Origin of the sequence: Streptomyces sp. CB03238 (genome assembly GCF_002099185.1) — a bacterium.
Classification (GTDB): Bacteria; Actinomycetota; Actinomycetes; order Streptomycetales; family Streptomycetaceae; genus Streptomyces.
On the sequence record NZ_NBCN01000016.1, the window covers coordinates 99,881 to 123,320 of the forward strand.

Sequence of the window (23,440 nt, forward strand, 5' to 3'; positions counted from 1 at the left end):
CTGTGCATGCGTCTACTCAGACCACGCGGCGTGTACGCGCCCCAGGAGGACACGGAACTGCTTGCCCAGGCGGCGCGCAGCGAACTGCGCACGCTGCGCGCCCAGCCCGGCGTCGAGGTGCTCGACGTCGGGACGGGCACCGGCGCGCTGGCCCTGCTGGCCGCCGAGTGCCCGGGGGCACGGGTGACAGCCGTCGACATCTCCTGGCGCGCCGTGCTCGCCGCGCGCTACAACGCCTGGCGCCTCGGGCTGCCGGTCGTCGTCCGCCACGGCGATCTGACGAAACCCGTCGAAGGACGGCGGTTCGACCTGATCCTGTCCAACCCGCCGTACGTCCTGTCCCCGGGCCCCGTTCGCGGCGGGGCGGACCGGACCTGGAACGCGGGTGCGGACGGGCGCCAGATCCTCGACCGGCTGTGCGCGCGGGCGCCGGACCTGCTGCGGGACTCGGGGGTCCTGTTGCTGGTGCAGTCGGCGCTGGCCGGGGTGGACGCCACGCTGGACCAGTTGCAGGACAGGGGTCTGTCCGCGCGCGTCGAACTGCGCGCCAGGATCCCGTTCGGGCCCGTGATGGCCCGGCACGCCGAGTGGCTGGAGCAGCAGGGGCTGATCGCGCCCGACGAACGCAAGGAAGACCTGGTGGTGATCCGTGCGCAGCGAAATTGAAGGCTCGGCCGAACGGGTGGTGATCGACCCGGAGGGGCCGCTCCTGATGGAGGGGCCGGTCGAGGTACGGCTGCCGGACGGTACGACGGCGTGTTCCGACCGCTTCATGGTCGCGGTGTGCACCTGCCGCCGCAGCCGCCGCTACCCGTGGTGCGACACGAGCCACCGGCGCCGCACGCGGGCGGAGGAATGAAAGGCCGCCGGGATTGAAAGGGCCCGGCCTGCGCACTCGTACGACATGACCGACCCCAACCCGAACCCGAACCCGGACCCTGATCCGGACCGCACCCCGGGTCTCGACGCCGGTGGCGGCGTCCCGCCGGGCGACACGCCGCCCGCGGAATCGAGCATGCCCGGGGCCGGGCCGAGGGAGACGCACAACCCGCCGACCGGCTGGGCGAAGGCACCGATGGTGCTGATCCTGCTGGTCGTCGTCCTCGTGGCGGCGCTGTTCGCCGCGATGGCAGTGGTGATCGCACTCTGAAGGGAGCTCAACGTATGACGACCGCACGTCAGCTGATGACCAAGGGCGTCGACTGCGTCGGCGAGGGCGACACCGTCCTCCAGGCTGCCGAGATGATGAAGCAGCTCGGGGTGGGCGCGATGCCCATCTGCGGCTCCGACGACAAGCTCAAGGGCATGCTGACCGACCGCGACATCGTGGTGAAGGCGCTCGGCGCCGGCAAGGACCCGGCGAGGACGACGGCCGGCGAACTCGCGCAGGGCGAAGTGGTGTACGTGGACGCGGACGACGACGTGCAGATGGTGCTGCGCAAGATGTCCGAGCACAAGGTGCGCCGGCTTCCGGTGATCGACAACCACCGCCTGGTCGGCATGATCGCCCAGGCGGATGTCGCCCGAGCGCTCCCCGACCCCCAGGTCGGCGACCTTCTGGAAGCCCTCTCCACCGACTGACCCCCACCGTGCCACCCGCCACGACGGCGGATACCGGACCCGCCCGCCGCGGTTGCCGCATCGGGCGGGTCCGGCACACCCTGCGGGCCCTTGCGCTGTCCCACGCCCGTGTTGCCGTGCGCCGGGCTTCCCCGCGGGTCACATGCCCAGTCGGGCCCAGGTGGTGTGACCGTGGGCGTGCACCGTGTCGCCCCAGGAGTCGGCCAGGGCGTTCACGATGAACAGGCCGCGGCCGCCGTCGGCGAAGGTGTACGAAGGGTGACGCCAGCGGGCACGTACCCATGCGACGTCGACGCCCGGTCCGGCGTCCTCCACTTCCAGCAGGAGGCAGTGCCGCCCGTCCTCGTCGTGCGTCCGGCGGACGCGAATGCTCACCGGCGGCACTCCGTGGCGGACGGCGTTGCCCGCGAGTTCCGTGATGACGAGCAGGGCGTCGTCGGCCAGTGCGTCCAGATGCCAGGTGGCCAGCCGGTGGCGGACTTCCGCGCGGATGCGCGCCGTGCCCTGGGACGCCGTTTCCGTTCTCATGCCCCTTATTCGTGACCGCCCGTGCCGTGGATGGGCCGGGAGGGGCGCGGAAGGGCCCGGGCGGTGCCCGGGCCCGAGTCCGCCGAGGCGGTCACATCTTCGGCATGAGGACGGTGTCGACGATGTAGACGGTGGCGTTCGCCGTGGGCACGTTGCCGCACACGACGTTCGCGGTGTCGTTGACCTTGTACGACTCGCCCGATCCGGCCGTGGTCAGCGTGCTCTTCTCCAGGGTTTCGAACGTGCCGCTCTCCAGCTGCTTCGGTGTGAGCTTCTGGCCGACCACGTGGTAGGTGAGGATCTTCGTCAGGGTGGCCCTGTCGTTGAGGACCTTGTCGAGGTCCGCCTTCGGGATCTTCGCGAAGGCGTCGTTGGTCGGGGCGAACACCGTGATGTTCTGGGCGTTGTTCAGGGTGTCGACCAGGCCGGCCTTCTTCACGGCCGTGACGAGGGTCGACAGGGCGGGGTTGTTCGACGCGGCCGTGGCGACGGGGTCCTTCGCCATCCCGTCGAAGCTTCCCGCACCGTCCTTGGGCACCGACGCGCACGCCGGGCCGAACGGGCCGTCCGCCGTCACGTTCTCCTCGGTCTCGCTCGGGGTGGAGGCGGCGGTGGCCGGCGTGTCCGACGTCGAATCGGCCGAGTCGTCCATGCCGCAGGCCGTGAGGGCGAGCGGCAGGGTGACAGCGGCTGCGACAGCGGCGAGAGCACGGCGGGAGCGGATCGTGAGCATGGGTCGGTCTCCTCGTTGAGCGATGCCGGCACCGCTGGGGTGCCGAGCGGGGTAAGAGAGGACAGCAGTCAGGACTCGAAGCCCGGGAACAGGTGGAAAGTCCTCCCGCTGCCCTCACGCCCCCCATTCGGAAACGCCGGCGCAGCGGATTGGCCCGGGCCGGAAAATCCCCTGAAGAGCCGCACCCCGCGGGACGTCATACGGACGGACGGCCCACGAACCCATCCGCGAACGGCCGGGCTACGAATCAGCGGCAAGGAATGCGGAAGCATGGGCGTATCTCGCCTTCTTCCGGGACGACACACGTGAAGGGGTCGCTCATGGACGACCAGCAGGCCGCCACCCGTCCAACGGGCCGTGCCCGCCGGGCGGGTGCGCGGTGAGGGAGATCGCACGGATCGGCGGCTCGCCCCGCCGGGAGCCGGATCTGTCGGAGACCGTCGCCCGGGTGGCCGGCGGTGACCAGGATGCTTTCGCCACGCTCTACGACTCGATCGCGGGACCGGTGTTCGGGCTGATCCTCAGGGTGCTCAGGGACCCGGCCCAGTCCGAGGAGGTGGCGCAGGAGGTCATGGTGGAGGTGTGGCGGCACGCCGCCCGGTTCCGGCCGGAGCAGGGGAGCGTCATGACCTGGGTGATGACCATGGCCCACCGCCGTGCCGTGGACCGGGTCCGCTCCGAGCAGGCGGCGACCGAGCGCGACCGGCGCAGTGCGCGCCGGGAGCACACACCCGCGTACGACCAGGTGAGCGAGGAAGTGGCGGTCCGGCTGGAGAGCGAACAGGTACGGCGGTGTCTCCAGTCCCTGACCGACCTGCAGAGGCAGGCGGTGACACTCGCCTACTACCAGGGGTACACCTACCGGGAGGTCGCCGCCTCGCTGTCGGCGCCCCTCGGGACGGTCAAGACGCGTCTGCGTGACGGACTGATCCGGCTGCGGGACTGCATGGGAGTGAACGCGTGAACGAGGAACATCTGCATGCGCCCTCCGGTGCCTATGCGCTCAACGCGCTGCCGGACGACGAGCGCGCCGAGTTCGAGCGCCACGTGCGGGACTGCCCCGCGTGCGCGCAGGAGGTCCGCGAGCTGTCCGCCACCGCCGCCCGCCTGGGATCCGCCGTGGCTTCCGCCCCGCCGGCCGGGATGAAGCAACGGGTCCTTGGCGAGATCTCCACCGTCCGCCAGCTCCCACCCGCACTTGCGCCTGGCGTCTCTGTGCCGCAGCCCATGTCCGGCCGCGGGGGGCGGCTGCCGCGCCTGGTCCTCGCCGCGTGCGTCGCGGCTGCCACCGCGTTCGGCGGCGTGGCGGTGTGGCAGCACCAGGAGGCGCGGCAAGCCGAGGAGCAGGCGCAACGAGCGGAACAGCGGGCGGCCGACATGGCCCGGGTGCTGGCGGCCCCCGATGCCCGCACCGTCACGAGCGGCAAGGGGGAGGCCAAGGCCACCGTGGTCGTCTCCCGCGAGGAGAACAGTGCCGTGTTCCTGGCGTCCGGCCTGCCCGAGCTGCCGTCCGGCAAGACGTACCAGCTGTGGTTCGCCGACGGCGGCACGATGAGGCCCGCGGGTCTCACCCGCACCGACGGCGGCCTGGTGATGGAGGGCGACGTCGGCGACGCCACCGGGGTGGGCGTCACGGTGGAACCCGCCGGCGGGTCACCGCAACCCACCGGTACGCCCGTGCTGCTCATGGCGCTTCCCACCTGAAGCGTGCGACTCCGCTGAGGAGCGGCCCGCAGCCTCGCGGCTGCGGGCCCTCCGGACGTGCCGTTGTCAGCGTTCGGCAGGGGAGCGGCGGGTGAGCAGGACACCGAGCGCGATCATGCCGATGCCGAGTACGAAGTGCAGCCAGTTGTCGGCCGAGTTGAGGGGGACGAAGTTGGCCGCGCTGTCCTGGTCGACGATCAGGCCGTAGATCCACAGCACCAGGTACACGGCGCCGCCGCCGATCAGGAAGGCACGGGCGGTGGTGGCGGCGCGCGCGAGGGCGAGGCCGGCGACGCCGAACAGCAGGTGCACGATGTTGTGCAGGACCGAGACCTGGAACACCCCGAGGAGCTTTGCCTCGGAGTGGTGCTCGGCGAACGTCATCGACTCGTAGTGGGTGGTCACCCCGGGAATGAATCCGAGGATGCCGACCAGGACGAATACCGCCCCGACGACCAGGGCGGCCCGCCGCACGAGGGTCCGGGACGTTACGGGGATGGCGTGATGAGTGGACATGACGGTGGTGTCCTTCCGGGGTACATGCGGTGTCGCGGTGTGAGTGAGGTGAATCGACTGCCCGTTCGTGCCACGCGGCTCAGTCCACGGTGACCACCACCGAATGCCATCCGCTCGCCCCGTCGGGGATGGTGCGGGTGCGTTCCCGTGTCTGTGTCTCACCGGTGCGGTCGGTGGCGCGGACGGTCAGGGTGTGGCTGCCGGGGGTGGCCTTCCAGGGAAGGGACCACTGACGCCAGGTGTCGATCGTGTCCTCGGCGGCGAGGTCGGCCCGTCGCCAGGGGCCGTCGTCGACGCGTACCTCGACGCGGTCGATGCCCCGGTGCTGGGCCCATGCGACGCCGGCGACCATGACGGTCCCGGCGGCGGGGCGGGCGAACGGCTTGGGCGTGTCGATGCGGGACTGGGTCTTGACGGGCGCCCTGCGCGCCCACTTCCGCTTGACCCAGTACGGGTCGTAGGCGTCGAACGTGGTGAGCTCGATGTCCTCGATCCACTTGCAGGCCGAGACGTACCCGTACAGGCCAGGCACCACCATGCGGACGGGGAAGCCGTGGTCGAAGGGCAGCGGCTCGCCGTTCATCCCGATGGCGAGCAGCGCGTCGCGCCCGTCCATCACCTCCTCGACCGGGGTGCCGAGCGTCATGCCGTCGACGGACCGGGCCACCAGCTGATCGGCCGGACCGCCCTTGGACGGCGGCTTCACACCGGCCTCGGCCAGCACGTCGGCCAGGCGTACGCCGAGCCAGCGGGCGTTGCCCACGTACGGGCCACCGACCTCGTTGGAGACGCAGGCGAGGGTGATGTCCCGCTCGACCAGCTCCCTGTCGAGCAGATCCTGGAAAGTGAGCGCGAGTGACCTGGCCACGCCCCGGCCGTGGATCCGCAGCCGCCAGCGCGTGGCATCCACCTTGGGCACGACCAAGGCGGTGTCGACACGGTAGAAGTCCTTGTTGGGGGTGACGAACCGGCTGACACCGGCAACGCGCAGCTGCGCGCCCCTGGGCACGGGCGCGGCGGGCGAGTCCGGCCGGGGAAGAACGACAGCCGCCCGGGAAGCCATGGCGTTCCGCGCACGCGACGCGCCCAGCGTCCGGCCCAGAACTCCGGCGCCGGTGGACGCCACGGCGGCGGCGCTCGCAGCGATCAGGAAACCGCGCCGATCCCAGCCCTCCCCGGGCGCCGACGCCCGTGCGGGCGCGGTGAGCCGGCCGGTCAGCCAGTGGAGGAGCGCGGCCCCCGCGAGCGCCCCCGCCAGGGACGGCACCCCGTCGGCGAAGGAGTCGGAGTCCGGGCGGGTCGTGGCCGCGACGGCTCCCACCACGCCGAACAGCAGCACCGCGGACGCGCCCACCCGCCGGTGGCGCAGCGCCAGAAGGCCCAGCATCAGGGCGAGGACTGCGAGGACGGCGACAATGCCCAGCAGCAGGACCAGCTTGTCGCTCTCGCCGAAGGTACGGATCGCCCAGTCCTTGACCGGCGCGGGGGTACGGTCGATGGCGGCTCCGCCCACTGCCGCGACGGGCCCCGCCTCGGGGCGGACAGCGGCAGCGGCGAGCTCGGCCACCGCAAGCGCCGCGTACCCGGCGAGCAATCCACTCAGGCCGGCGAGCAGCCGACGGAACCAGAGGCTTTCAGAAGCAGTCACACCCCCTCTTCGGAGCCGGACGGCACACAGATGGGTCCCTTGGCCCGAAGGGTGGAACGGTCACGGATCAGACCGCCGGGCGTCCGCGTGAAGCAGCCCCGGCACCCGCACGCCCCCGGAGGGGGCCGACACGGGGGCCGAGGCGCCGCCCCGGCTCACTTGCCGCGTTCGCCCTTCGGGCCGCGGCCCCGTTCCGTCTTCGGGCCTCGGGAGCGGAGCCCCCTCGTCGTCCTGCAGGGCGTTGGCCTCCTGGTTCGCGTCCTGGTCGGACACGCCCCGGTTCTCCTCGTCCTTGCGGGTACGGGTACGGGTACGGGTGCGGGTGCGGGTGCGGGCGCGTCGGACGTCGTACTTCTTGCTGCCTGGCTCGGGCATCTGCGATCACCTCCGGCCCCGCCGGGCAGCCACCCCGTCCCAGCGAGAACCCCTCACGGGGCTTCCGCATTACTGGAACGCGTTCTACTCTGTGCCGCGCCGCAGGGACTGGCCGCGACGCCTGGAGGGGCCGTGCACCTCGAATACACACCGGAGCAGCACCGGCTGCGCGCCGAACTGCGCGCCTACTTCGCCGGACTCGTACCCGAAGGCGCCCACCCGGGCGACGCCGACCCGACCGCCCGCAAGCGGTTCTACCGCGCCACCATCCGCCGCCTGGGTGCCGACCGCTGGCTCGGCGTCGGGTGGCCCGAGGAGTACGGCGGGCGCGGGCTCACGCCCATGGAGCAGTTCATCTTCTTCGACGAGGCCGCCCAGGCCGGCGTACCGCTCCCGCTCATGGCGCTCAACACCGTCGGGCCCACGATCATGCGGTTCGGCACCGACGAGCAGAAGGCGTACTTCCTGCCCCGCATCCTCTCCGGCGAGATCGACTTCGCCATCGGCTACAGCGAGCCCGACGCCGGCACCGACCTCGCCGCGCTGAAGACGAAAGCCGTCCGGGAGGGCGACGAGTACGTCGTCAACGGCCAGAAGATCTGGACCACCAACGGCGACACCGCCGACTGGGTGTGGCTCGCCGTCCGTACGGACCCGGACGCCCCGCCCCACAAGGGCATCACCATGCTCCTCGTCCCGACCTCCGACCCCGGATACTCCTGCACCCTCATCAACACCCTCGCCGGGCACGACACCACCGCCAGCTACTACGAGAACGTCCGCGTCCCCGTCTCCCACCGCATCGGCGAGGAGAACAAGGGCTGGCGGCTGATCACCAACCAGCTCAACCACGAGCGCGTCACCCTCGCCGCGCACGGCACCATGGCCATCCGGGCCCTGCACGACGTGCAGCGCTGGGCCGCCGGCACCAAGCTCGCCGACGGCCGCCGCGTCATCGACCTCGGCTGGGTCAGGAAACGCCTGGCGCAGACGCACACGAAACTCGACGCCATGAAGCTGCTCAACTGGCGGATGGTCACCGCCCTCCAGCACGGCACCCTCACCCCGCAGGACGCCTCCGCCGTCAAGGTGTACGGCTCCGAGGCGCGCCGCGACGCCTACGCCTGGCTGATGGAGGTCGTCGGCTCGGCCGCCCCGCTGAAGGAGGGCTCGGCCGGCTCCGTGCTCCACGGCGACCTGGAGCGCGGCTACCGCTCCGCCGTGATCTTCACCTTCGGCGGCGGCAACAACGAGATCCAGCGCGAGATCATCTCCTGGATCGGCCTGGGCATGCCCCGGGTACGGCGGTAACGTCACCCCATGCGTGACAGCGGCGACGCGGATCCCGGCCTCTTCGGGCCCGGCTCCGTGACCTGGCAGCTGCACAGCGACCCCATGATGTGGATCGCCGGCGTCCGGGCCCTGTACCTCCAGGCGCTGCACCCCGCCGCCGTACGCGGAGTCATGATCAACAGCAGTTTCCTGGACGACGCCTGGGGCCGGCTGATGCGCACCGCCGGCTTCGTCGGCACCCTCACCTACGGCACGACCGAGGCCGCCGAGAAGGCCGGAGCCCGGGTCCGGCGGATCCACCGGCTCCTGGGCGTCGACGACCCCGAGCTGCTGCTGTGGGTCCACTGTGCCGAGATCGACTCCTACCTGCACGTCGTACGCCGCTCCGGCATCCCCCTCAGCGACGCCCAGGCCGACCACTACATCGGCGAACACCGCGAGAGCGCCCGGCTGGTGGGCCTCGACCCGGCCCGCGTGCCCGCCTCGGCCGCCGAACTGGACGCGTACTTCGCGGCGATGCGCCCCCACCTCGCCGCCGGCGCCGACGCCCGCACCGTCGACGCCTTCCTGCGCCGGCCCCCCGTCCCCACCGCGCTGATCCCCGCCCGCGCCCTGCTCTGGCGGCGCGTGGCGGCCCTCGCGTACAACTCCCTCCCTCCCTGGGCCCACGCCCTGTACGGCAGGCCCGCGCCGAGCCCCGGCACCGTCACGTACCACCTGATCGCGACCGGCAACCTGCTGCGCTGCGTCCCCTCCCGTATCCGCTGGCAACTGCCGCCCCAGCACATCCTCAAAGCCGTGTCCAGACTGGGACCCGACACCCGCCCGGCCCCGTACACACTCCGCGGACGGCCCGCCATACTGGACGGGCCGGGGAGGGCATAGCGCGGGGACGACGGGCAGATCGACGGGCAGATCGACGGGGACTGTACGCGGACGGTACGCGAACTGCACGGGTACTCAACGGGGACTCAACGGGGGCGATGGCACGCGATGGGGGACACCAGGCTGCTTCAGGGCCGCTACCGGCTGGAAGAGTTGATCGGGCGCGGCGGCATGGGCGAGGTGTGGCGCGCCACCGACGAATCGCTCGGCCGCCGCGTCGCGGTCAAGTGCCTCAAGCCGCTGGGGCCGCAACAGGACCCGAACTTCGTCACCGTACTGCGCGAGCGCTTCCGCCGCGAGGCACGCGTCGCGGCCGCGCTCCAGCACCGCGGCGTGACCGTCGTCCATGACTTCGGCGAGTCCGACGGTCTGCTCCACCTGGTCATGGAGCTCCTCGAAGGCCGCAACCTCAGCCAGCTCCTGGAGGACAACCGACAGCACCCGCTGCCCGTCCATGACGTCGTCGACATCGCCGAACAGGTCGCCGACGCCCTCGCCTACACGCACCGGCAGGGCATCGTGCACCGGGACCTCAAACCCGCCAACATCATGCGGCTGGCCGACGGAACGGTGAAGATCTGCGACTTCGGCATCGCCCACCTCGGCGCCGACATCGGGTTCACCGCCCGCCTCACCGGTACCGGCATCGCCATGGGCACCCCGCACTACATGTCGCCCGAGCAGATCAGCGGCGGCCACGTCGACCACCGCAGCGACCTGTACTCGCTGGGCTGCGTCCTGTACGAGATCGCCACCGGCGTACCGCCGTTCGACCTGGGCGACGCCTGGGCGATACTCGTGGGCCACCGCGACACCCCGCCCGAGCCGCTGCGCAACCACCGGGCGGAGCTCCCGGAGTTCTTCGAGCGGATCGTCCTCGACCTGCTCGCCAAGGCGCCCGACGGCCGCCCCTCCGACGCCGCCGACCTGCGCCGCCGCATCGCCGACGCCGCCCGCCCGGCCCTCGCCATCGCCCCGGCCCCCGCCCCCGCCGCCGTGCTCCACGCCCCCTTCCCCCTCGCCCCCGCGTACCCGTACGCCCACCACCACCTGCCGTCCTGGACCCGCGGCATGACCACCGGGCACAAGGCGGTCGGCACCACCCTCCTGCACACCGCCCCGCCGCCCGACCCGGCGGCCGGCCTCACCGGCGAGTGGACCACCTCCACCGATCCGCGCGGCACCGCCCTCCCCGTACCGGCACCGCCCCGGCTCCAACGCCCCACCCCTCCGCCCGAGGTGCTCGCCCACCTGGCCGGCCGCCACAACGCCGGCCTGAGCCTGGGGCGGCTGGGCCGCTGGGAGGAGGCCGGGGAGGTGCACCGCGCGGTCGCCGCCGAGCGGGAGCACGCCCTGGGCCCCGACCACCCCGACACGCTCACCAGCCGCTACGAGGTCGGCTTCACGCTCAGCAGGACCGGCCGCGACGCCGACGCGCTGCGCGAGTTCGGCCACGTCGCCGAGGGCCGGGCCCGCGTCCTCGGCCCCGACCACCCCGACACCCTCACCGCCCGGCAGGAGATGGCGTACGTCCTGGGCCGGCTCGGGCGCCACTTCGAGGCCCACCAGGCGTACACCTCCGTCCTCGACGCCCGCACGCGCACCATGGGCGCCGACCACCCCGACACGCTGCGCTGCCGCCACAACCTGGCGTTCAACCTCGGCCGGCTCGGGCGCCTGGAGGAGTCGTACCGGATGGCGTACGACGTGGCCGCCGCCCGCGCCCGGCTGCTGGGGCCCGAGCACCCCGACACCCTGGTCACCCTGTACGAGGTGGCGTACACGCTCGGCCAGCTCGGACGCTGGCCCGAGGCGCTGCGCACCTACCGCGAGGTGGCCGCCGCACGCGCCCACGCCCTCGGCCCCGACCACCCCGACACGCTCGCCGCCCGGTACGAGGTCGGGATAAGCCTCGGCAGGCTCGGCCGCAGCCACGAGGCGCTGGAGCTGTACCGCGACCTCGTCGACGCCCGCACCCGGGCGCACGGCCCCGACGACCCGGAGACGCTGCGCGCCCGGCACGGCCTGGGCGTCAACCTCGGCCGGCTCGGCCGCTGGCAGGAGGCCCTGGCCGAGGCCCGCGAGGTGTACGGCATCCGCGAACGCGTGCTGGGGCCCGACCACCCCGACACGCTGGTCAGCTGCCGGGAGGTCGCGGTCGGGCTCGGCTGGCTGGGCCGCTGGGCCGAGGCGCTGGCCGTGTACGAGCGGGTCGCCGAGGCCCGGGACCGGGTGCTCGGCACCACCCACCCCGACGCCCTGGCCAGCCGCAACGACCAGGCGCACTGCCTGCAGCAGCTGGGCCGGCAGACCGAGGCCGTCGAGCTGTACCGGCGGGTCGCCGACCTGCGCCGCCGGCGGAGCGGCCCCTAGAGGATCCGTACGGGCGCGTGTTACGAAGGGCCATGACCGCACCGCGCTCCTACGACGCCGTCATCGTCGGCGGCGGCCACAACGGCCTGGTCGCCGCCGCCTACCTCGCCCGCGCCGGGCGCTCCGTCCTCGTCCTGGAACGCCTGCCCGCCACCGGCGGGGCCGCCGTGTCCACCCGGCCCTTCGCCGGGGTCGACGCCCGGCTCTCGCGCTACTCCTACCTGGTGTCCCTGCTGCCGCCGAAGATCGTGCGGGATCTGGGCCTGCGGTTCGCCGTCGCCCGGCGCACCATCTCCTCGTACACCCCGGTCGAGCGCCGGGGCCGGGCCGCCGGCCTGCTGGTGGGCGGCGAGCGCACCCGGGAGTCGTTCGCCGCGCTCACCGGCTCGGACGCCGAGTACGCGGCCTGGCAGCGGTTCTACGCCAGGACCGGCCACGTCGCCGAACGGGTGTTCCCCACCCTCACCGGGCCGCTGCCCACCCGCGAGGAACTGCGCGCCCGGATCGCGGACGACGAGGCGTGGCGGATGCTCTTCGAGGAGCCCGTCGGCGTCGCCATCGAGGAGCACTTCGCCGACGATCTCGTACGCGGGGTGGTGCTCACCGACGCGCTGATCGGTACGTTCGCCGACGCCCACGACCCGTCCCTCGTCCAGAACCGCTGCTTCCTCTACCACGTGATCGGCGGCGGGACGGGGGAGTGGAACGTACCCGTCGGCGGCATGGGCGCCCTCACCGGCGCCCTCGCGGACGCGGCGCGCTCGGCCGGCGCCGAGATCCGCACCGGCCACGAGGTGACCCGGATCGAGACGGACGGCCGCGCCGCCGAGCTCACGTTCCGTACGGAGGCGGGGGAGGGCATTGTCGCCGCCCGGCACGTCCTGGCCGGGGCGTCACCGCACGCGCTGGCCGCCCTGCTGGGCGAGCCCGCCCCGCCGCCCGCCGAGGGCGCCCAGCTGAAGGTGAACATGCTGCTGAAGCGGCTTCCCCGGCTGCGGGACCGCTCCGTCGACCCGCGTGACGCGTTCGCCGGGACGTTCCACATCTCCGAGGGGTACGGGCAGTTGGCGGCCGCGTACCGGGAGGCGGCGGCCGGCCGGCTGCCGAGCGCCCCGCCCTCCGAGATCTACTGCCACTCCCTGAGCGACCCGTCGATCCTCGGCCCCGACCTCGCCGCCCGCGGGTACCAGACGCTGACGCTCTTCGGCCTGCACACCCCGGCACGCCTCTTCGCCGCCGACAACGACACCGCCCGCGCCGCCCTCCTCGAGGCCACCCTCGCCCAACTCGGCGCCCATCTGGACGAACCGCTCGCCGACTGCCTCGCCACCGACGCGGAAGGCCGCCCCTGCATCGAGGCCAAGACCCCGCTCGACCTGGAACGGGACCTGCGGCTGCCCGGCGGCCACATCTTCCACGGCGACCTCTCCTGGCCGTACGCCACCGATGCAGCCGACGCCACCGGCCGGTGGGGCGTGGAGACCGCCCACGCCAACGTGCTGCTGTGCGGGGCGGGCGCGGTGCGCGGCGGCGGCGTCAGCGGCATCCCCGGCCACAACGCGGCCATGGCGGTGCTGGAGCGTTGAGCCGTCAGGGAGCGGGCGCCTCGTCGAAGCTGGCGTAGTAGGCGGCGGCCATGTCCTTGTCGCCGTGACCCTGGGCGGCGGCGCGCGCCAGGCGTTCGGCGCCTGCGGCTGCCACGTCGAGGCGGATGCCGCGCCGCTGCCCGGCCTCGACGATGAGCCGGGCGTCCTTCACGGCGGTGTCGACCGCGAAGCTCGCCGGTGAGAGGCGGTCGTTCAGGACGAGGTCGGACTTGGCGCGCAGGTAGCCCATGTCGAGCGGGCCGCCGGCGATGATGTCGAAGAAGCTCCGTGGGTCCACCCCGAGGACCTTGGACAGGGCGAGCGCCTCACCGGTCGCGGCGGTGGCCGCGATGACCCAGCTGTTGGCCACGAGCTTGAGGCGGGTGGCGCCGGCCGACGCACCGTCGTCGCCGGTCCATACGGTGCGGGTCCCGACGGCGTCGAACACCGCTGCCACGGCGTCCCGGCGGTCGCCGGGGCCGGCGGCCAGCACGGTCAACTGCCCGGCCTCGGCGGGCTCGCGGGTGCCGAGGACGGGCGCGTCGAAGAAGACCAACTCGTGCTCCCTGGCGAAGTCTGCCAGTTCGCCGACGGCCTCGATCCCCGTGGTCGTGGACTGCACCCACGCGGTGCCGGGCCGCAGTGCGGGCGCGGCCTGCCGCATGCTGTCCAGGGCCGCGGCGCCGTCGTGGAGCATGGTGAGAACCACGTTGGCGTCCTGTACGGCTTCGGCGGGGGTGTCGGCGATGTGCGCGCCGTCGGTGGCCAGGGGCTCCGCCTTGGCCCGCGTGCGGTTCCACGCGCGGACGCTGTGTCCGGCCCGGGCGATGTTGCGCGCCATGGCGGCCCCCATGACTCCGGTGCCCAGGACGCTCACGGTGAGTATGTCGGTCATACGTTGGCCTTCTGTTCCTCTGCTCGTACGGTGCCGTGCGTGCGGTGCGGCGCAGCGCGGTGGGAGCCGGTGCGCCAGGACTGAGGCGGACCAAGCTCCCGGCAGTCTGCCCGATTACCCGTTCGGACGCGGGCCTTTCCACCGAGGCGCGGGCCGTCCAGCCAGTCCTGGTGGCGGTGGCGTCGTGCGTCACGTCGAGCTGCTCGTCACGGCCCCCCACGGAACCCTCTCGTCGGCACACGGCAGGACGGGCGGCGACACATCGATGGCCGACGGCACACGGATGGGCGCCACCAGGGCGCCCATCCGTGTGCCGTTCGGGTCAGCCGACGTCCCAGCAGGTGGCCTCGTGGTGCTTCACGTGGACCTTGCCGGCCTTCACGTGGCCGCCGGACCCCCAGCAGCCTTCCACGTCCGAGCCGTGGGCGGCGGCAGGGGCCGCGGCCATGAAGCCGACCGCCATCAGACCGGCCAGAACGAGCGAGATGCGCCGAAGCATGAGTTTCTCCTTCGAGTTGGGGACTCACCACGACTGTTCATCAGCCGCCGCTCCACCGCACGCCGAGTCGCGCGGGCGGGTGGTGGAGCCACTCGAAGGTGCTGGTCGCCGGCGCGCCTGACGCCGGGCACACCTCGTCCCCGGCGGCCGTGGCGACACGGCCGCCGGGGACGGAGGGCCGTTGTGGCTCAGGCCCGGGGCGGCGGGTCCTGCGGACGGTCCCCGCCAAGCTGCTGCTTGAGCTTGTCCTGGGAGGTGTCGACCTGGCTGCTGTACTTGCCCTGGGTCTTCTCGTCGACGAAGTCGCCCGCCTTGTCGATGCCTTGCCCGGCCTTGTCCTCGTGGCCTTTGAGCATCTGCTTGAGCTTGTCCATCACGGACATAGGGTCATCCTCTCCTCGCAGAGTGACCCCCCGCCCCTCAGTTTCGCTCGCCCGTACGAAACCCGCATCCGCACCGCCCTGACCTGTCAGTTCGCCGAGGCGGCCCACCCCTGCGCCTCGACACGGGCGGCGTCCGCGGGCCGTGCTTCGTCGAACAGGGTGCGGGAGCCGTCCAGGACGCGGATACCGTCGACGTACACCCCGCGGCCGACGTGGAGCCGGTCCGTCGCGTACCGCCAGCGCAGCCGGACCGGGGTGCCCCGCCAGTCGGACAGGTCGGCCTCCAGCCGGTGCCAGACCCGCCCCGACCAGCCGCTCACCGACCCGGTCGGGTGCGGCCGCGGCTCCTGCCCGTGACGTACGGTCACGAACGGCACCGGGCGCCACGTCCCGCCCGCGTCGCCCGACGCCTCCAGGAACAGGGCGTCCGAGCCCGGCTCGGTGTCCCACCACATCCAGCAGCGCAGCCGGGGGCGTGGCGAGGCGGGCGTCACCTCGGGAACGGTGAGCGTCGCCGCCGTACTCGACGCCATGCCCGCGTACCACGCGGTGCCGCCACGCGCCGGGCGTACGGGAACGGCGCGCGCCAGGTTGTTCGCGGCGGCCACGCGCGGCGCGGATCCGGAACGCCAACTGCGCACCGGGTGCACCGAGTTGCCGAGCACGACCAGGAAGGAGTCCGTGGTCGGATCGATGACCAGGCTGGTGCCGGTGAAACCGGTGTGGCCCGCGGTGTACGGGGTGGCCATGGCGCCCATGTACCAGTGCTGGTGGAGCTCGAAGCCCAGGCCGTGCTCGTCTCCGGGGAAGGCGGTGTTGAAGTCGGTGAACATCAGCTCCACCGACTTCGGTTCCAGGATGCGGGCGTGCCCGTAGACGCCGCCGTTCAGCAGCGTACGGGCGAGGACGGCCAGGTCCCACGCGCAGGAGAAGACACCGGCGTGGCCGGCGACGCCACCGAGGCTGTACGCGTTCTCGTCGTGCACCTCGCCCCACACCAGGCCGCGGTCGAGGCCCGACCAGGGAGCCCGGGCGTCCTCGGTGGCGGCGGTCTTCGATCTCCAGGAGGCGGGCGGGTTGAAACGCGTGCGGTGCATCCCGAGCGGAGCGGTGATCTCGTTACGGAGCAGGGCGTCCAGGGAGTGACCGGTGATCTCCTCCAGGATCAGTTGCAGCGCGATCAGATTGAGGTCGGAGTAGAGGTACCGGGTGCCGGGCGGACTGATGGGCGCCTCCTGCCACAGCAGCCTCAGCTTCCCCTCCCGCGTCGGCTCCTTGTACAGCGGGATCCACGCGCGCAGGCCGGAGGTGTGCGTGAGCAACTGCCGCACCGTGATGTCCTGCTTCCCGCCGCCCTCGAACTCCGGGAGATACGCGGTGACCTTCCCCTCCAGCTCCAGCGCCCCGCGCTCGATCTGCTGCACCGCCAGCACCGCCGTGAACAGCTTCGAGACCGACGCCAGGTCGAAGACCGTGTCCTCGGCCATCGCGATCCGCCGCTCCGGCGGCAACTCCACGCCCGTGTCGGTCTTCTCGTCGTACGCCGCGTAGCGCACCGCGTGCCCGATCGCCCGGTGCAGCGCCACCGTCCCGCCGCGCCCCGCCAGCAGCACCGCTCCCGCGTACCACGGGCGCTTGGGGGAGGGGTCCAGGAACCGCTCGGCGTCCGCGACCAGCCGGTCCAGGTGCTCGGGCAGCAGCCCCGCCCGCTCGGCGGAGCCCAGCCGCAGCGTCGGCCGACCGTGTTCCGTCGAGCCGCCGCCGCCGACCGCCACCGCGGCCCCCGGAATCGAACCGATCACCAGCGCACCTCCCAGGGCCAGCACCCCGCCACCGAACCGGCGACGGTCCATCCCCTCCGTCATGCCCACCATGCTCCCCCTCCCTGAACGATTCCTGAAAGAATCCTTCGTCGCCGCCCGCACCACGTGAAACTTTCTTACCGCCCCCCGTCCCCGTCAAGAACCGGCCACCCGGAAAGAATCTGACGCTTCATCAGAAAATCTCTTCCCTCGTCCGCCCCGCTGCGGCATCCTGCCGCCCATGGAGACGGAGCTGAGCAAGAGACTGGGTGTCGAGCACGCCATCTTCGGCTTCACGCCCTTCCCCGCGGTGGCGGCCGCCATCACCAGAGCCGGCGGGTTCGGCGTACTCGGGGCCGTCCGCTACACCGCCCCCGACGACCTCGCCCGCGACCTCGACTGGATGCAGGACCACACCGACGGCCTGCCCTACGGCCTCGACGTCGTCATGCCCGCCAAGAAGGTGGAGGGGGTGACCGAGGCCGACGTCGAGGCGATGATCCCCGAGGAGCACCGCCGGTTCGTCGCCGAGACCCTCGCCAAGCACGGCGTACCCGAACTCCCCGACGGCGAGGCCTCCGGCTGGCGCATCACCGGCTGGATGGAACAGGTCGCCCGTGGCCAGCTCGACGTCGCCTTCGACTACCCCATCAAGCTCCTCGCCAACGCCCTCGGCTCCCCGCCCCCCGACGTCGTCCAGCGCGCCCACGAGCACGGCATCCTCGTCGCCGCCCTCGCCGGCAGCGCCAAACACGCCCGGCGCCACGCCGAGGCGGGCATCGACATCGTCGTCGCCCAGGGGTACGAGGCGGGTGGCCACACCGGCGAGATCGCGTCCATGGTCCTCACGCCCGAGGTCGTCGACGCCGTCCACCCGCTGCCCGTCCTCGCCGCCGGCGGCATCGGCAGCGGCGAACAGATCGCCGCCGGGCTCGCCCTCGGCGCCCAGGGCGTCTGGCTCGGCTCGCTCTGGCTCACCACCAGCGAGGCCGACCTCCACTCGCGCGCCCTCACCGCCAAGCTGCTGGCCGCCGGTTCCGGCGACACCGTCCGCTCCCGCGCCCTCACCGGCAAACCCGCCCGCCAACTGCGTACCGAGTGGACCGACGCCTGGGACGACCCGGACGGCCCCGCGCCCCTCCCGATGCCCCTGCAGGGCCTGCTGGTCGCCGACGCCGTCTCCCGTATCCAGAAGTACGAGGTCGAGCCGCTGCTGGGCACGCCCGTCGGGCAGATCGTCGGCCGGATGACCTCCGAGCGCCCCGTCCAGGAAGTCTTCGACGACCTCATCCGAGGCTTCGAACGGGCCGTGGACCGCCTCACCCGTATCGCGAACAGGAGCCGGTGATGACCGACCGACCCAACGGCTTCTGGGCCCAGGCCACCGCCGACCCCACCCGTAAGGTCCTGACCGCACCCGACGGTGAGGAGTGGACCGCCGGCCGGCTGCACGCCGCCGCCAACCGGCTCGTCCACGGACTACGCGCGGCCGGCCTGGAAAGCGGTGACGCCTTCGCCGTCGTCCTGCCCAACGGCGTGGAGTTCCTCACCGCCTACCTCGCCGCCTCCCAGGCGGGTTTCTACCTCGTCCCGGTCAACCACCACCTCGTCGGCCCCGAGATCGCCTGGATCGTCGTCGACTCCGGCGCCAAGGTGCTGATCGCGCACGAACGGTACGCCGGCGCGGCCCGCGCCGCCGCCGACGAGGCGAACCTCCCGCCGAGCAGGCGGTACGCCGTGGGCGGCGCCATCGAGGCGTTCCGCCCGTACGCCGAACTCCTCGACGGACAGCCCGAGTCACCGCCCGCCGGGCGCACCCTCGGCTGGGTGATGAACTACACCTCCGGCACCACCGGCCGCCCGCGCGGCATCCGCCGCCCACTGCCCGGCAAGCCCCCGGAGGAGGCGTACCTCGGCGGCTTCCTCGGCATCTTCGGCATCCAGCCGTACGACGGGAACGTCCACCTGGTCTGCTCGCCGCTCTACCACACCGCCGTGCTCCAGTTCGCGGGCGCCGCCCTGCACATCGGCCACCCGCTCGTCGTCATGGACAAGTGGACGCCCGAGGAGATGCTGCGCCTCATCGACACCCACCGGTGCACCCACACCCATATGGTGCCCACCCAGTTCCACCGCCTCCTCGCCCTTCCCGACGAGGTCAGGGCGCGCTACGACGTGACCTCGATGCGCCACGCCATCCACGGGGCGGCCCCGTGCCCGGACCACGTCAAACGCGCCATGATCGAGTGGTGGGGCCGTTGCGTCGAGGAGTACTACGCGGCCAGCGAGGGCGGCGGCGCGTTCGCCACCGCCGAGGACTGGCTGAAGAAGCCCGGTACGGTCGGCAAGGCCTGGCCCATCAGCGAACTCGCCGTCTTCGACGACGACGGCCGTCCGCTGCCGCCCGGAGAACTCGGCACCGTCTACATGAAGATGACGACCGGCGGCTTCAGCTACCACAAGGACGAGGCCAAGACTCGCAAGAACCGCATCGGCGACTTCTTCACCGTCGGCGACCTCGGCTACCTCGACGAGGACGGCTACCTCTTCCTCCGCGACCGCAAGATCGACATGATCATCTCGGGTGGCGTCAACATCTACCCCGCCGAGATCGAAGCCGTCCTGCTCACCCACCCCGCCGTCGCCGACGCCGCCGCCTTCGGCATCCCGCACCCCGACTGGGGCGAGGAGGTCAAGGCGGTCGTCGAGCCCGCCGACGGCCACACCCCGGACGACACCCTGGCGGCCGGCATCCTCGCCCACTGCGCCGAACGCCTCGCCGGCTACAAACGCCCCAAGAGCGTCGACTTCATCGCCTCGATGCCCCGCGACCCCAACGGCAAGCTCTACAAACGCCGCCTCCGCGACCCGTACTGGGAGGGCCACGAGCGCCCCGTCTGACGGCCCCCGCACCACCGCGCGCCCCGGCACGCCCCGTCCCGCGCGAGGCACGACTCCCGCGCCGAGCCGTCGCACCGCGCCGAGCCGTCCGGCGCGGAACGCGCGGCCGACGCGCCGAGCCGCCCCAGCGGTGCCGACGGCCCGTACCCGTTTCGGTCACCACACCGCGCGGTGCGGCGCCCGCTCTGGCAGCGTGGCGGCATGAGCACCGGCACGGACACCGGCACGGCAGGGCTGACACGGCAGTGGACCACCTGGGTGCCGGTGGTCGCCGTGCTGGTCCTGGGCATCAGCTGGGGGCGGGACCTGCCGGGACCGGTCGTGGCCGTCGTCGGGCTCTGCCTGATCGGCTCCGTCCTGTCGGCCGTGCACCACGCCGAGGTCGTCGCCCACCGCGTCGGTGAGCCGTTCGGGTCACTGGTCCTCGCCGTCGCCGTGACCGTCATCGAGGTCGGGCTCATCGTCATGCTGATGGCCGGCGGGGGTGACAAGGCGTCCACCTACGCCCGGGACACCGTCTTCGCCGCCGTCATGATCACCTGCAATGGCATCGTCGGCCTGTCCCTCCTCGTCGCCGCCCTGCACAAGCGGCGCGTCGCCGTCTTCAACGCCGAGGGATCCGGCGGCGCGCTCGCCACCGTCATCACCCTCGCCGCCATGACGCTCGTCCTGCCCAGCTTCACCACCAGCCAGCCGGGCCCCGAGTTCACCGGGGTGCAGCTGGCCTTCGCCGCCGTCGCCTCGCTCTGCCTGTACGGGATCTTCGTCGCCGTACAGACCGTCCGCCACCGCGACTACTTCCTGCCCGTCGCCCGCGACGGTGACGCGACGGGCGAGGAGGAACACGCCCCGCCGCCCACCGTCCGCGAGACGTGGTGGAGCCTCGGCCTGCTCCTGGTGGCCCTCGTCGCCGTCGTCGGGAACGCCAAGCTCGTCTCGCCGACCATCGAGGACGGCGTCGAGTCGGCCGGCCTGCCCCACGCGGTCGTCGGTGTCGTCATCGCCCTGATGGTGCTGCTGCCCGAGACCCTCGCCGCCGTCCGCGCCGCCCGCCGTGACCGCGTCCAGACCAGCCTCAATCTGGCGTACGGCTCCGCCATCGCCAGCATCGGCCTGACCATCCCGGCGATCGCGCTCGCCTCGATCTGGCTGTCCGGGCCCCTGGTCCTGGGGCTGGGGCCGCTCCACCTGGCGCTGCTCACGCTCACCGCCGTGGTGAGCGCCCTGACCGTGGTGCCCGGACGAGCCACTCTCCTCCAGGGCGGCGTTCACCTGGTGCTGTTCGCCGCCTTCGTGTTCCTGTCGTTCAGCCCCTGACCCGCACCACCCTCAGCTTCGGATCGGTCAGGATGTCCTTCTCGCAGAAGCGGGCCGTCACCCACCGCTCGCCCGAGAACAGCGCCGTCTGGTCATTGAAGTGCGGCGAGTTCGGGTTCGACGACTGGGAGTACGTCAGCAGGGTCCGCGCCACGGGACAGCGTCCGCCGTCCCAGCCGACCGCCTGGACGTGGCTCGTCCCGTGCGCCACCTCCGTGTAGCCGCCGCCCGCCGCGTTCCACACGGGCTCGGTCTTGTTCCAGATGCCCAGCGCCTCCGTACCGCCGGACACCGGGATGCGCGTGCCGCCCCGTACCACGAACTGGTGCTCACCGAGCGGCGCGTCCAGCGGGATCCCGGCCGCCCGCAGCTCGGCGACGGCATCGCCCAGCGCCTTCGCGAAGGCGGGCGAGGCGGTGTCGAGGGTGTGCGGCGTACGGACCGGGTCGGCGGCCGAGAAGGGCACCTTCCACAGCTGGGCCGCCGGCACGGCCGCCGTGAGCTTGCGCCAGAAGCGGTCGAAGAGCAGCGCGCCCCGGCTGTCGGTGTCCACCGTGCGGTCCCACCGCGCGATCACCGCGCACGCCGCCGGGTCGCCCGGCAGCGCGGCCGGGCACGCCTTCGCCGCGTCGGCCGCCGCCAGGTCTCCGGCCGGCGCCCGGTTCGCGAACTGCTGCCGTTGCAGGTCGGCCACCGTCAGCCGGCCCCGCTCCGCCATCCCCGCCACGTCCTCGATCCCGCCCCGGGTCCGTAGCGAACGGGGCGTCGCGATCGTCCCGAACACCCGCTCGTAGCCGGTCAGCGGCCGGTCGGCGTTGGTCAGCCACGCGCTGTCGTTGGAGTTCACGGCGTACGGCGCGTCCTGGAGCACCGGCATCCGCGACGGTCCGAAGATCCCCGGCTGCACCGCGTCCCGGTCCGACCCCGGCGCGCACCCGGTACGCGAACCGTCCAGCACCGCCACGCCCGACGCCGGGTACGTCACCTTGCCCAGCGGGGTCGAACAGCGCTCGGCGAGCTCGTCGGTGATGCGTGGCAGCACCTGCGACTGGCTGAACAGCGTGTGGCCGCCCGCGTCCGCGGCGATCGTGTTCACCCACGGCAGGCCCTGCGTGCGGCGCAACACTTCCCGCATGTCCCGCGTCGAGCGGGCCTTGGCGAAGCCCAGCGCGGTGTCCGTGGCGCGCAGGTTGACGGCGTTGGGGTCGTTCAGCGCGTACGCCGTCGTCGCCGACCACGGCAACGGCAGCGACGCGCCGAGCGAGGTGACGACCGGCCCGTACCGCGTCCACCACTGGGTACGCGTCACGGGGGCGCCGCCCCTGACGGGTACGGTGACCGTGCGCTTCCTCATCCGCTCCGGCCTGCCGTCCACCACGTACACGGTGGGGTCCGTCGGGTCCAGCGTGAGCTGGTGCAGATTGAGCGTGACGCCGGTCGCCACGGTGTGGCTCCACGCCACCCTGTCGGTGAACCCGATGCCCACCGCCGTAGTGCCGAGCAGCGAGCCGCCCGAGACGTTCAGCTCACCCGGGATGGTCTGCTGCGACTGCCAGAAGCGCCGGCCGCCGTGCCACGGGTAGTGCGGGTTGCCCAGCAGCAGACCCCGGCCGTTCGCGGTCGTCCCACCGCTGAACGCCACCGCGTTGGAGCCCATGTCGGCGCTCTCGGCGGCGAACAGGGCCCGGGCCGCCGCGGCCGTACGTGCCGGGTCGACGGACGGGACCGGACCGGCGCCCGGCGGCCGGGCAGCGGTGATGCCGTCGACGGCCCGGCCCTGCCCGCCCAGCACCGCGAGGGCGAACCCGCGCCGGGCGACATCGAGCCGGGTGACCGGCCGGACCCAGTCGGCGCCCGCGCAGGCCGGGTCGGTGACGCGGTTCTGCTTCAGCCAGGCGTTGTAGCCCGCCGCCCAGCCCCGCATCAGCTCCCGCACGTCACGGCTGGGCCCGGCCGGAGCGGGGACGGCCAGCAGCCGCTCCACCGTTCCCGCGTCCCGTACACCACGGAAGTACAGGTCGCTGGAGAGGTTCGTCGTCGCGGACGACAGCGCTCCGTCGGGCGCGCCGTCCGGCCCGAAGTGGCGCGAGCGCTCGCCGCGCACGGTCACGAAACCGTCGGCGAGTACACACACCTGATCGGCGGCCTGCGCCCACCCCGTACCGAAGCCGAGGGTCGCGTAGTCCTCGGCCACGATGTGCGGAATGCCGTACTCGGTGTAGCGGATGACGGCCGACAGGCCGCCGCCGGACGGGCGGTGGCGTTCGTCCGGTACGGCGGGGCTCGCCGTACCGGCCACGGTCGCGAGCGCGACCACGGCCGGCACCAGATGTCTTCTCAGGCGGGTACGGAAGAGCAACGTGCCTCCCAACGGAACGGAAGTGAAAGCTCGTTGGGCCATGCACCCATCCAGGGCCCCGC

The 23,440-nt window shown here is 72.6% G+C and carries 22 protein-coding genes and 1 pseudogene; 13 read left to right on the forward strand and 10 right to left on the reverse strand.

Annotation, left to right across the window (positions count from 1 at the left end; all coding sequences use genetic code 11):
* Nucleotides 1-6: 6 nt before the first annotated feature.
* Genes BKD26_RS26910 through BKD26_RS26925 form a run of 4 tightly spaced genes read left to right on the forward strand, consistent with a single transcriptional unit; the run spans nt 7 to nt 1,581 of the window.
* Nucleotides 7-666, forward strand: coding sequence for a HemK2/MTQ2 family protein methyltransferase (locus BKD26_RS26910; RefSeq protein ID WP_179166718.1), 660 nt, complete (start codon nt 7-9; stop codon nt 664-666).
* Nucleotides 650-859, forward strand: coding sequence for a CDGSH iron-sulfur domain-containing protein (locus BKD26_RS26915; protein ID WP_277622420.1), 210 nt, complete (start codon nt 650-652; stop codon nt 857-859). Before BKD26_RS26910 ends, BKD26_RS26915 begins: the two co-directional genes overlap by 17 nt.
* A gap of 45 nt (nt 860-904) precedes the next feature.
* Entirely contained in the window at nt 905-1,150 is a 246-nt protein-coding gene (locus tag BKD26_RS26920; RefSeq protein ID WP_084903149.1) for a DUF6480 family protein, read from the forward strand.
* Nucleotides 1,151-1,164: 14 nt separating this feature from the next.
* Nucleotides 1,165-1,581, forward strand: coding sequence for a CBS domain-containing protein (locus BKD26_RS26925; RefSeq protein ID WP_084903152.1), 417 nt, complete (start codon nt 1,165-1,167; stop codon nt 1,579-1,581).
* A gap of 138 nt (nt 1,582-1,719) precedes the next feature.
* On the opposite strand, the gene BKD26_RS26930 is transcribed toward BKD26_RS26925, so the two are convergent.
* On the reverse strand, nt 1,720-2,109 hold the full coding sequence (locus BKD26_RS26930; RefSeq protein ID WP_084903154.1) for an ATP-binding protein: 390 nt from the start codon (nt 2,107-2,109) through the stop codon (nt 1,720-1,722).
* 91 nt (nt 2,110-2,200) lie between these two features.
* A complete protein-coding gene (locus tag BKD26_RS26935) occupies nt 2,201-2,842 on the reverse strand; it encodes a fasciclin domain-containing protein (RefSeq protein WP_084903157.1) in 642 nt (213 codons plus the stop codon).
* A gap of 379 nt (nt 2,843-3,221) precedes the next feature.
* Between BKD26_RS26935 and BKD26_RS26940 the strand changes: the two genes are divergently transcribed.
* Together BKD26_RS26940 and BKD26_RS26945 are read left to right on the forward strand one after the other, a co-directional pair.
* Entirely contained in the window at nt 3,222-3,806 is a 585-nt protein-coding gene (locus BKD26_RS26940) for a sigma-70 family RNA polymerase sigma factor (RefSeq protein ID WP_084903159.1), read from the forward strand.
* Nucleotides 3,803-4,546, forward strand: a complete 744-nt coding sequence (locus tag BKD26_RS26945; RefSeq protein ID WP_084903162.1) for an anti-sigma factor — start codon at nt 3,803-3,805, stop codon at nt 4,544-4,546. The genes BKD26_RS26940 and BKD26_RS26945 overlap by 4 nt, the downstream gene beginning before the upstream one ends.
* A 66-nt stretch (nt 4,547-4,612) precedes the next feature.
* Here BKD26_RS26945 and BKD26_RS26950 read toward each other — a convergent pair whose 3' ends face one another.
* From BKD26_RS26950 to BKD26_RS26960, 3 genes are all read right to left on the reverse strand, one after another.
* Complete coding sequence (locus BKD26_RS26950; RefSeq protein ID WP_179166719.1) at nt 4,613-5,062, reverse strand: DUF4383 domain-containing protein; 450 nt, start codon at nt 5,060-5,062, stop codon at nt 4,613-4,615.
* A gap of 79 nt (nt 5,063-5,141) precedes the next feature.
* Complete coding sequence (locus tag BKD26_RS26955) at nt 5,142-6,710, reverse strand: molybdopterin-dependent oxidoreductase (RefSeq protein WP_084903164.1); 1,569 nt, start codon at nt 6,708-6,710, stop codon at nt 5,142-5,144.
* 60 nt (nt 6,711-6,770) lie between these two features.
* Nucleotides 6,771-7,085 (reverse strand): hypothetical protein, encoded by a 315-nt coding sequence (locus tag BKD26_RS26960; RefSeq protein WP_084903166.1) that lies wholly within the window; start codon nt 7,083-7,085, stop codon nt 6,771-6,773.
* 132 nt (nt 7,086-7,217) lie between these two features.
* Between BKD26_RS26960 and BKD26_RS26965 the strand changes: the two genes are divergently transcribed.
* The 4 genes and pseudogenes from BKD26_RS26965 to BKD26_RS26980 all read left to right on the forward strand — a co-directional run bounded on the left by BKD26_RS26965 (nt 7,218) and on the right by BKD26_RS26980 (nt 13,222).
* The gene (locus BKD26_RS26965) at nt 7,218-8,396 is read left to right on the forward strand and encodes an acyl-CoA dehydrogenase family protein (protein ID WP_084903168.1); all 1,179 of its coding nucleotides are present in this window, start codon (nt 7,218-7,220) and stop codon (nt 8,394-8,396) included.
* A 9-nt stretch (nt 8,397-8,405) separates the two neighbouring features.
* Nucleotides 8,406-9,260: pseudogene (locus BKD26_RS26970) on the forward strand (oxygenase MpaB family protein); the annotation flags it as partial.
* A 111-nt stretch (nt 9,261-9,371) separates the two neighbouring features.
* Nucleotides 9,372-11,636, forward strand: a complete 2,265-nt coding sequence (locus BKD26_RS26975; RefSeq protein ID WP_084903173.1) for a serine/threonine-protein kinase — start codon at nt 9,372-9,374, stop codon at nt 11,634-11,636.
* 32 nt (nt 11,637-11,668) lie between these two features.
* Entirely contained in the window at nt 11,669-13,222 is a 1,554-nt protein-coding gene (locus BKD26_RS26980) for an NAD(P)/FAD-dependent oxidoreductase (RefSeq protein WP_084903175.1), read from the forward strand.
* A 4-nt stretch (nt 13,223-13,226) separates the two neighbouring features.
* Here BKD26_RS26980 and BKD26_RS26985 read toward each other — a convergent pair whose 3' ends face one another.
* The 4 genes from BKD26_RS26985 to BKD26_RS26995 form a co-directional block, all read right to left on the reverse strand.
* Nucleotides 13,227-14,117 (reverse strand): NAD(P)-dependent oxidoreductase, encoded by an 891-nt coding sequence (locus tag BKD26_RS26985; protein WP_084903178.1) that lies wholly within the window; start codon nt 14,115-14,117, stop codon nt 13,227-13,229.
* Nucleotides 14,118-14,439: 322 nt separating this feature from the next.
* The gene (locus BKD26_RS40545) at nt 14,440-14,616 is read right to left on the reverse strand and encodes a hypothetical protein (RefSeq protein ID WP_158071137.1); all 177 of its coding nucleotides are present in this window, start codon (nt 14,614-14,616) and stop codon (nt 14,440-14,442) included.
* A gap of 188 nt (nt 14,617-14,804) precedes the next feature.
* On the reverse strand, nt 14,805-14,999 hold the full coding sequence (locus tag BKD26_RS26990) for an antitoxin (protein ID WP_084903182.1): 195 nt from the start codon (nt 14,997-14,999) through the stop codon (nt 14,805-14,807).
* 86 nt (nt 15,000-15,085) lie between these two features.
* Nucleotides 15,086-16,864, reverse strand: coding sequence for a serine hydrolase domain-containing protein (locus BKD26_RS26995; protein WP_084903348.1), 1,779 nt, complete (start codon nt 16,862-16,864; stop codon nt 15,086-15,088).
* A gap of 178 nt (nt 16,865-17,042) precedes the next feature.
* Here BKD26_RS26995 and BKD26_RS27000 point away from each other — a divergent pair, with 178 nt between their 5' ends.
* The 3 genes from BKD26_RS27000 to BKD26_RS27010 all read left to right on the forward strand — a co-directional run bounded on the left by BKD26_RS27000 (nt 17,043) and on the right by BKD26_RS27010 (nt 21,019).
* Nucleotides 17,043-18,149 (forward strand): nitronate monooxygenase family protein, encoded by a 1,107-nt coding sequence (locus tag BKD26_RS27000; RefSeq protein WP_084903185.1) that lies wholly within the window; start codon nt 17,043-17,045, stop codon nt 18,147-18,149.
* A complete protein-coding gene (locus BKD26_RS27005; RefSeq protein WP_179166720.1) occupies nt 18,149-19,702 on the forward strand; it encodes an acyl-CoA synthetase in 1,554 nt (517 codons plus the stop codon). The genes BKD26_RS27000 and BKD26_RS27005 overlap by 1 nt, the downstream gene beginning before the upstream one ends.
* Before the next feature lie 201 nt (nt 19,703-19,903).
* Nucleotides 19,904-21,019, forward strand: coding sequence for an ionic transporter y4hA (locus BKD26_RS27010; RefSeq protein ID WP_084903190.1), 1,116 nt, complete (start codon nt 19,904-19,906; stop codon nt 21,017-21,019).
* Here the strand turns inward: BKD26_RS27010 and BKD26_RS27015 are convergent.
* Nucleotides 21,009-23,420 carry a penicillin acylase family protein gene (locus BKD26_RS27015; RefSeq protein WP_107418018.1) on the reverse strand — a complete coding sequence of 804 codons (2,412 nt, stop codon included), beginning with the start codon at nt 23,418-23,420 and terminating at the stop codon, nt 21,009-21,011. The genes BKD26_RS27010 and BKD26_RS27015 overlap by 11 nt on opposite strands.
* Nucleotides 23,421-23,440 lie beyond the last annotated feature (20 nt).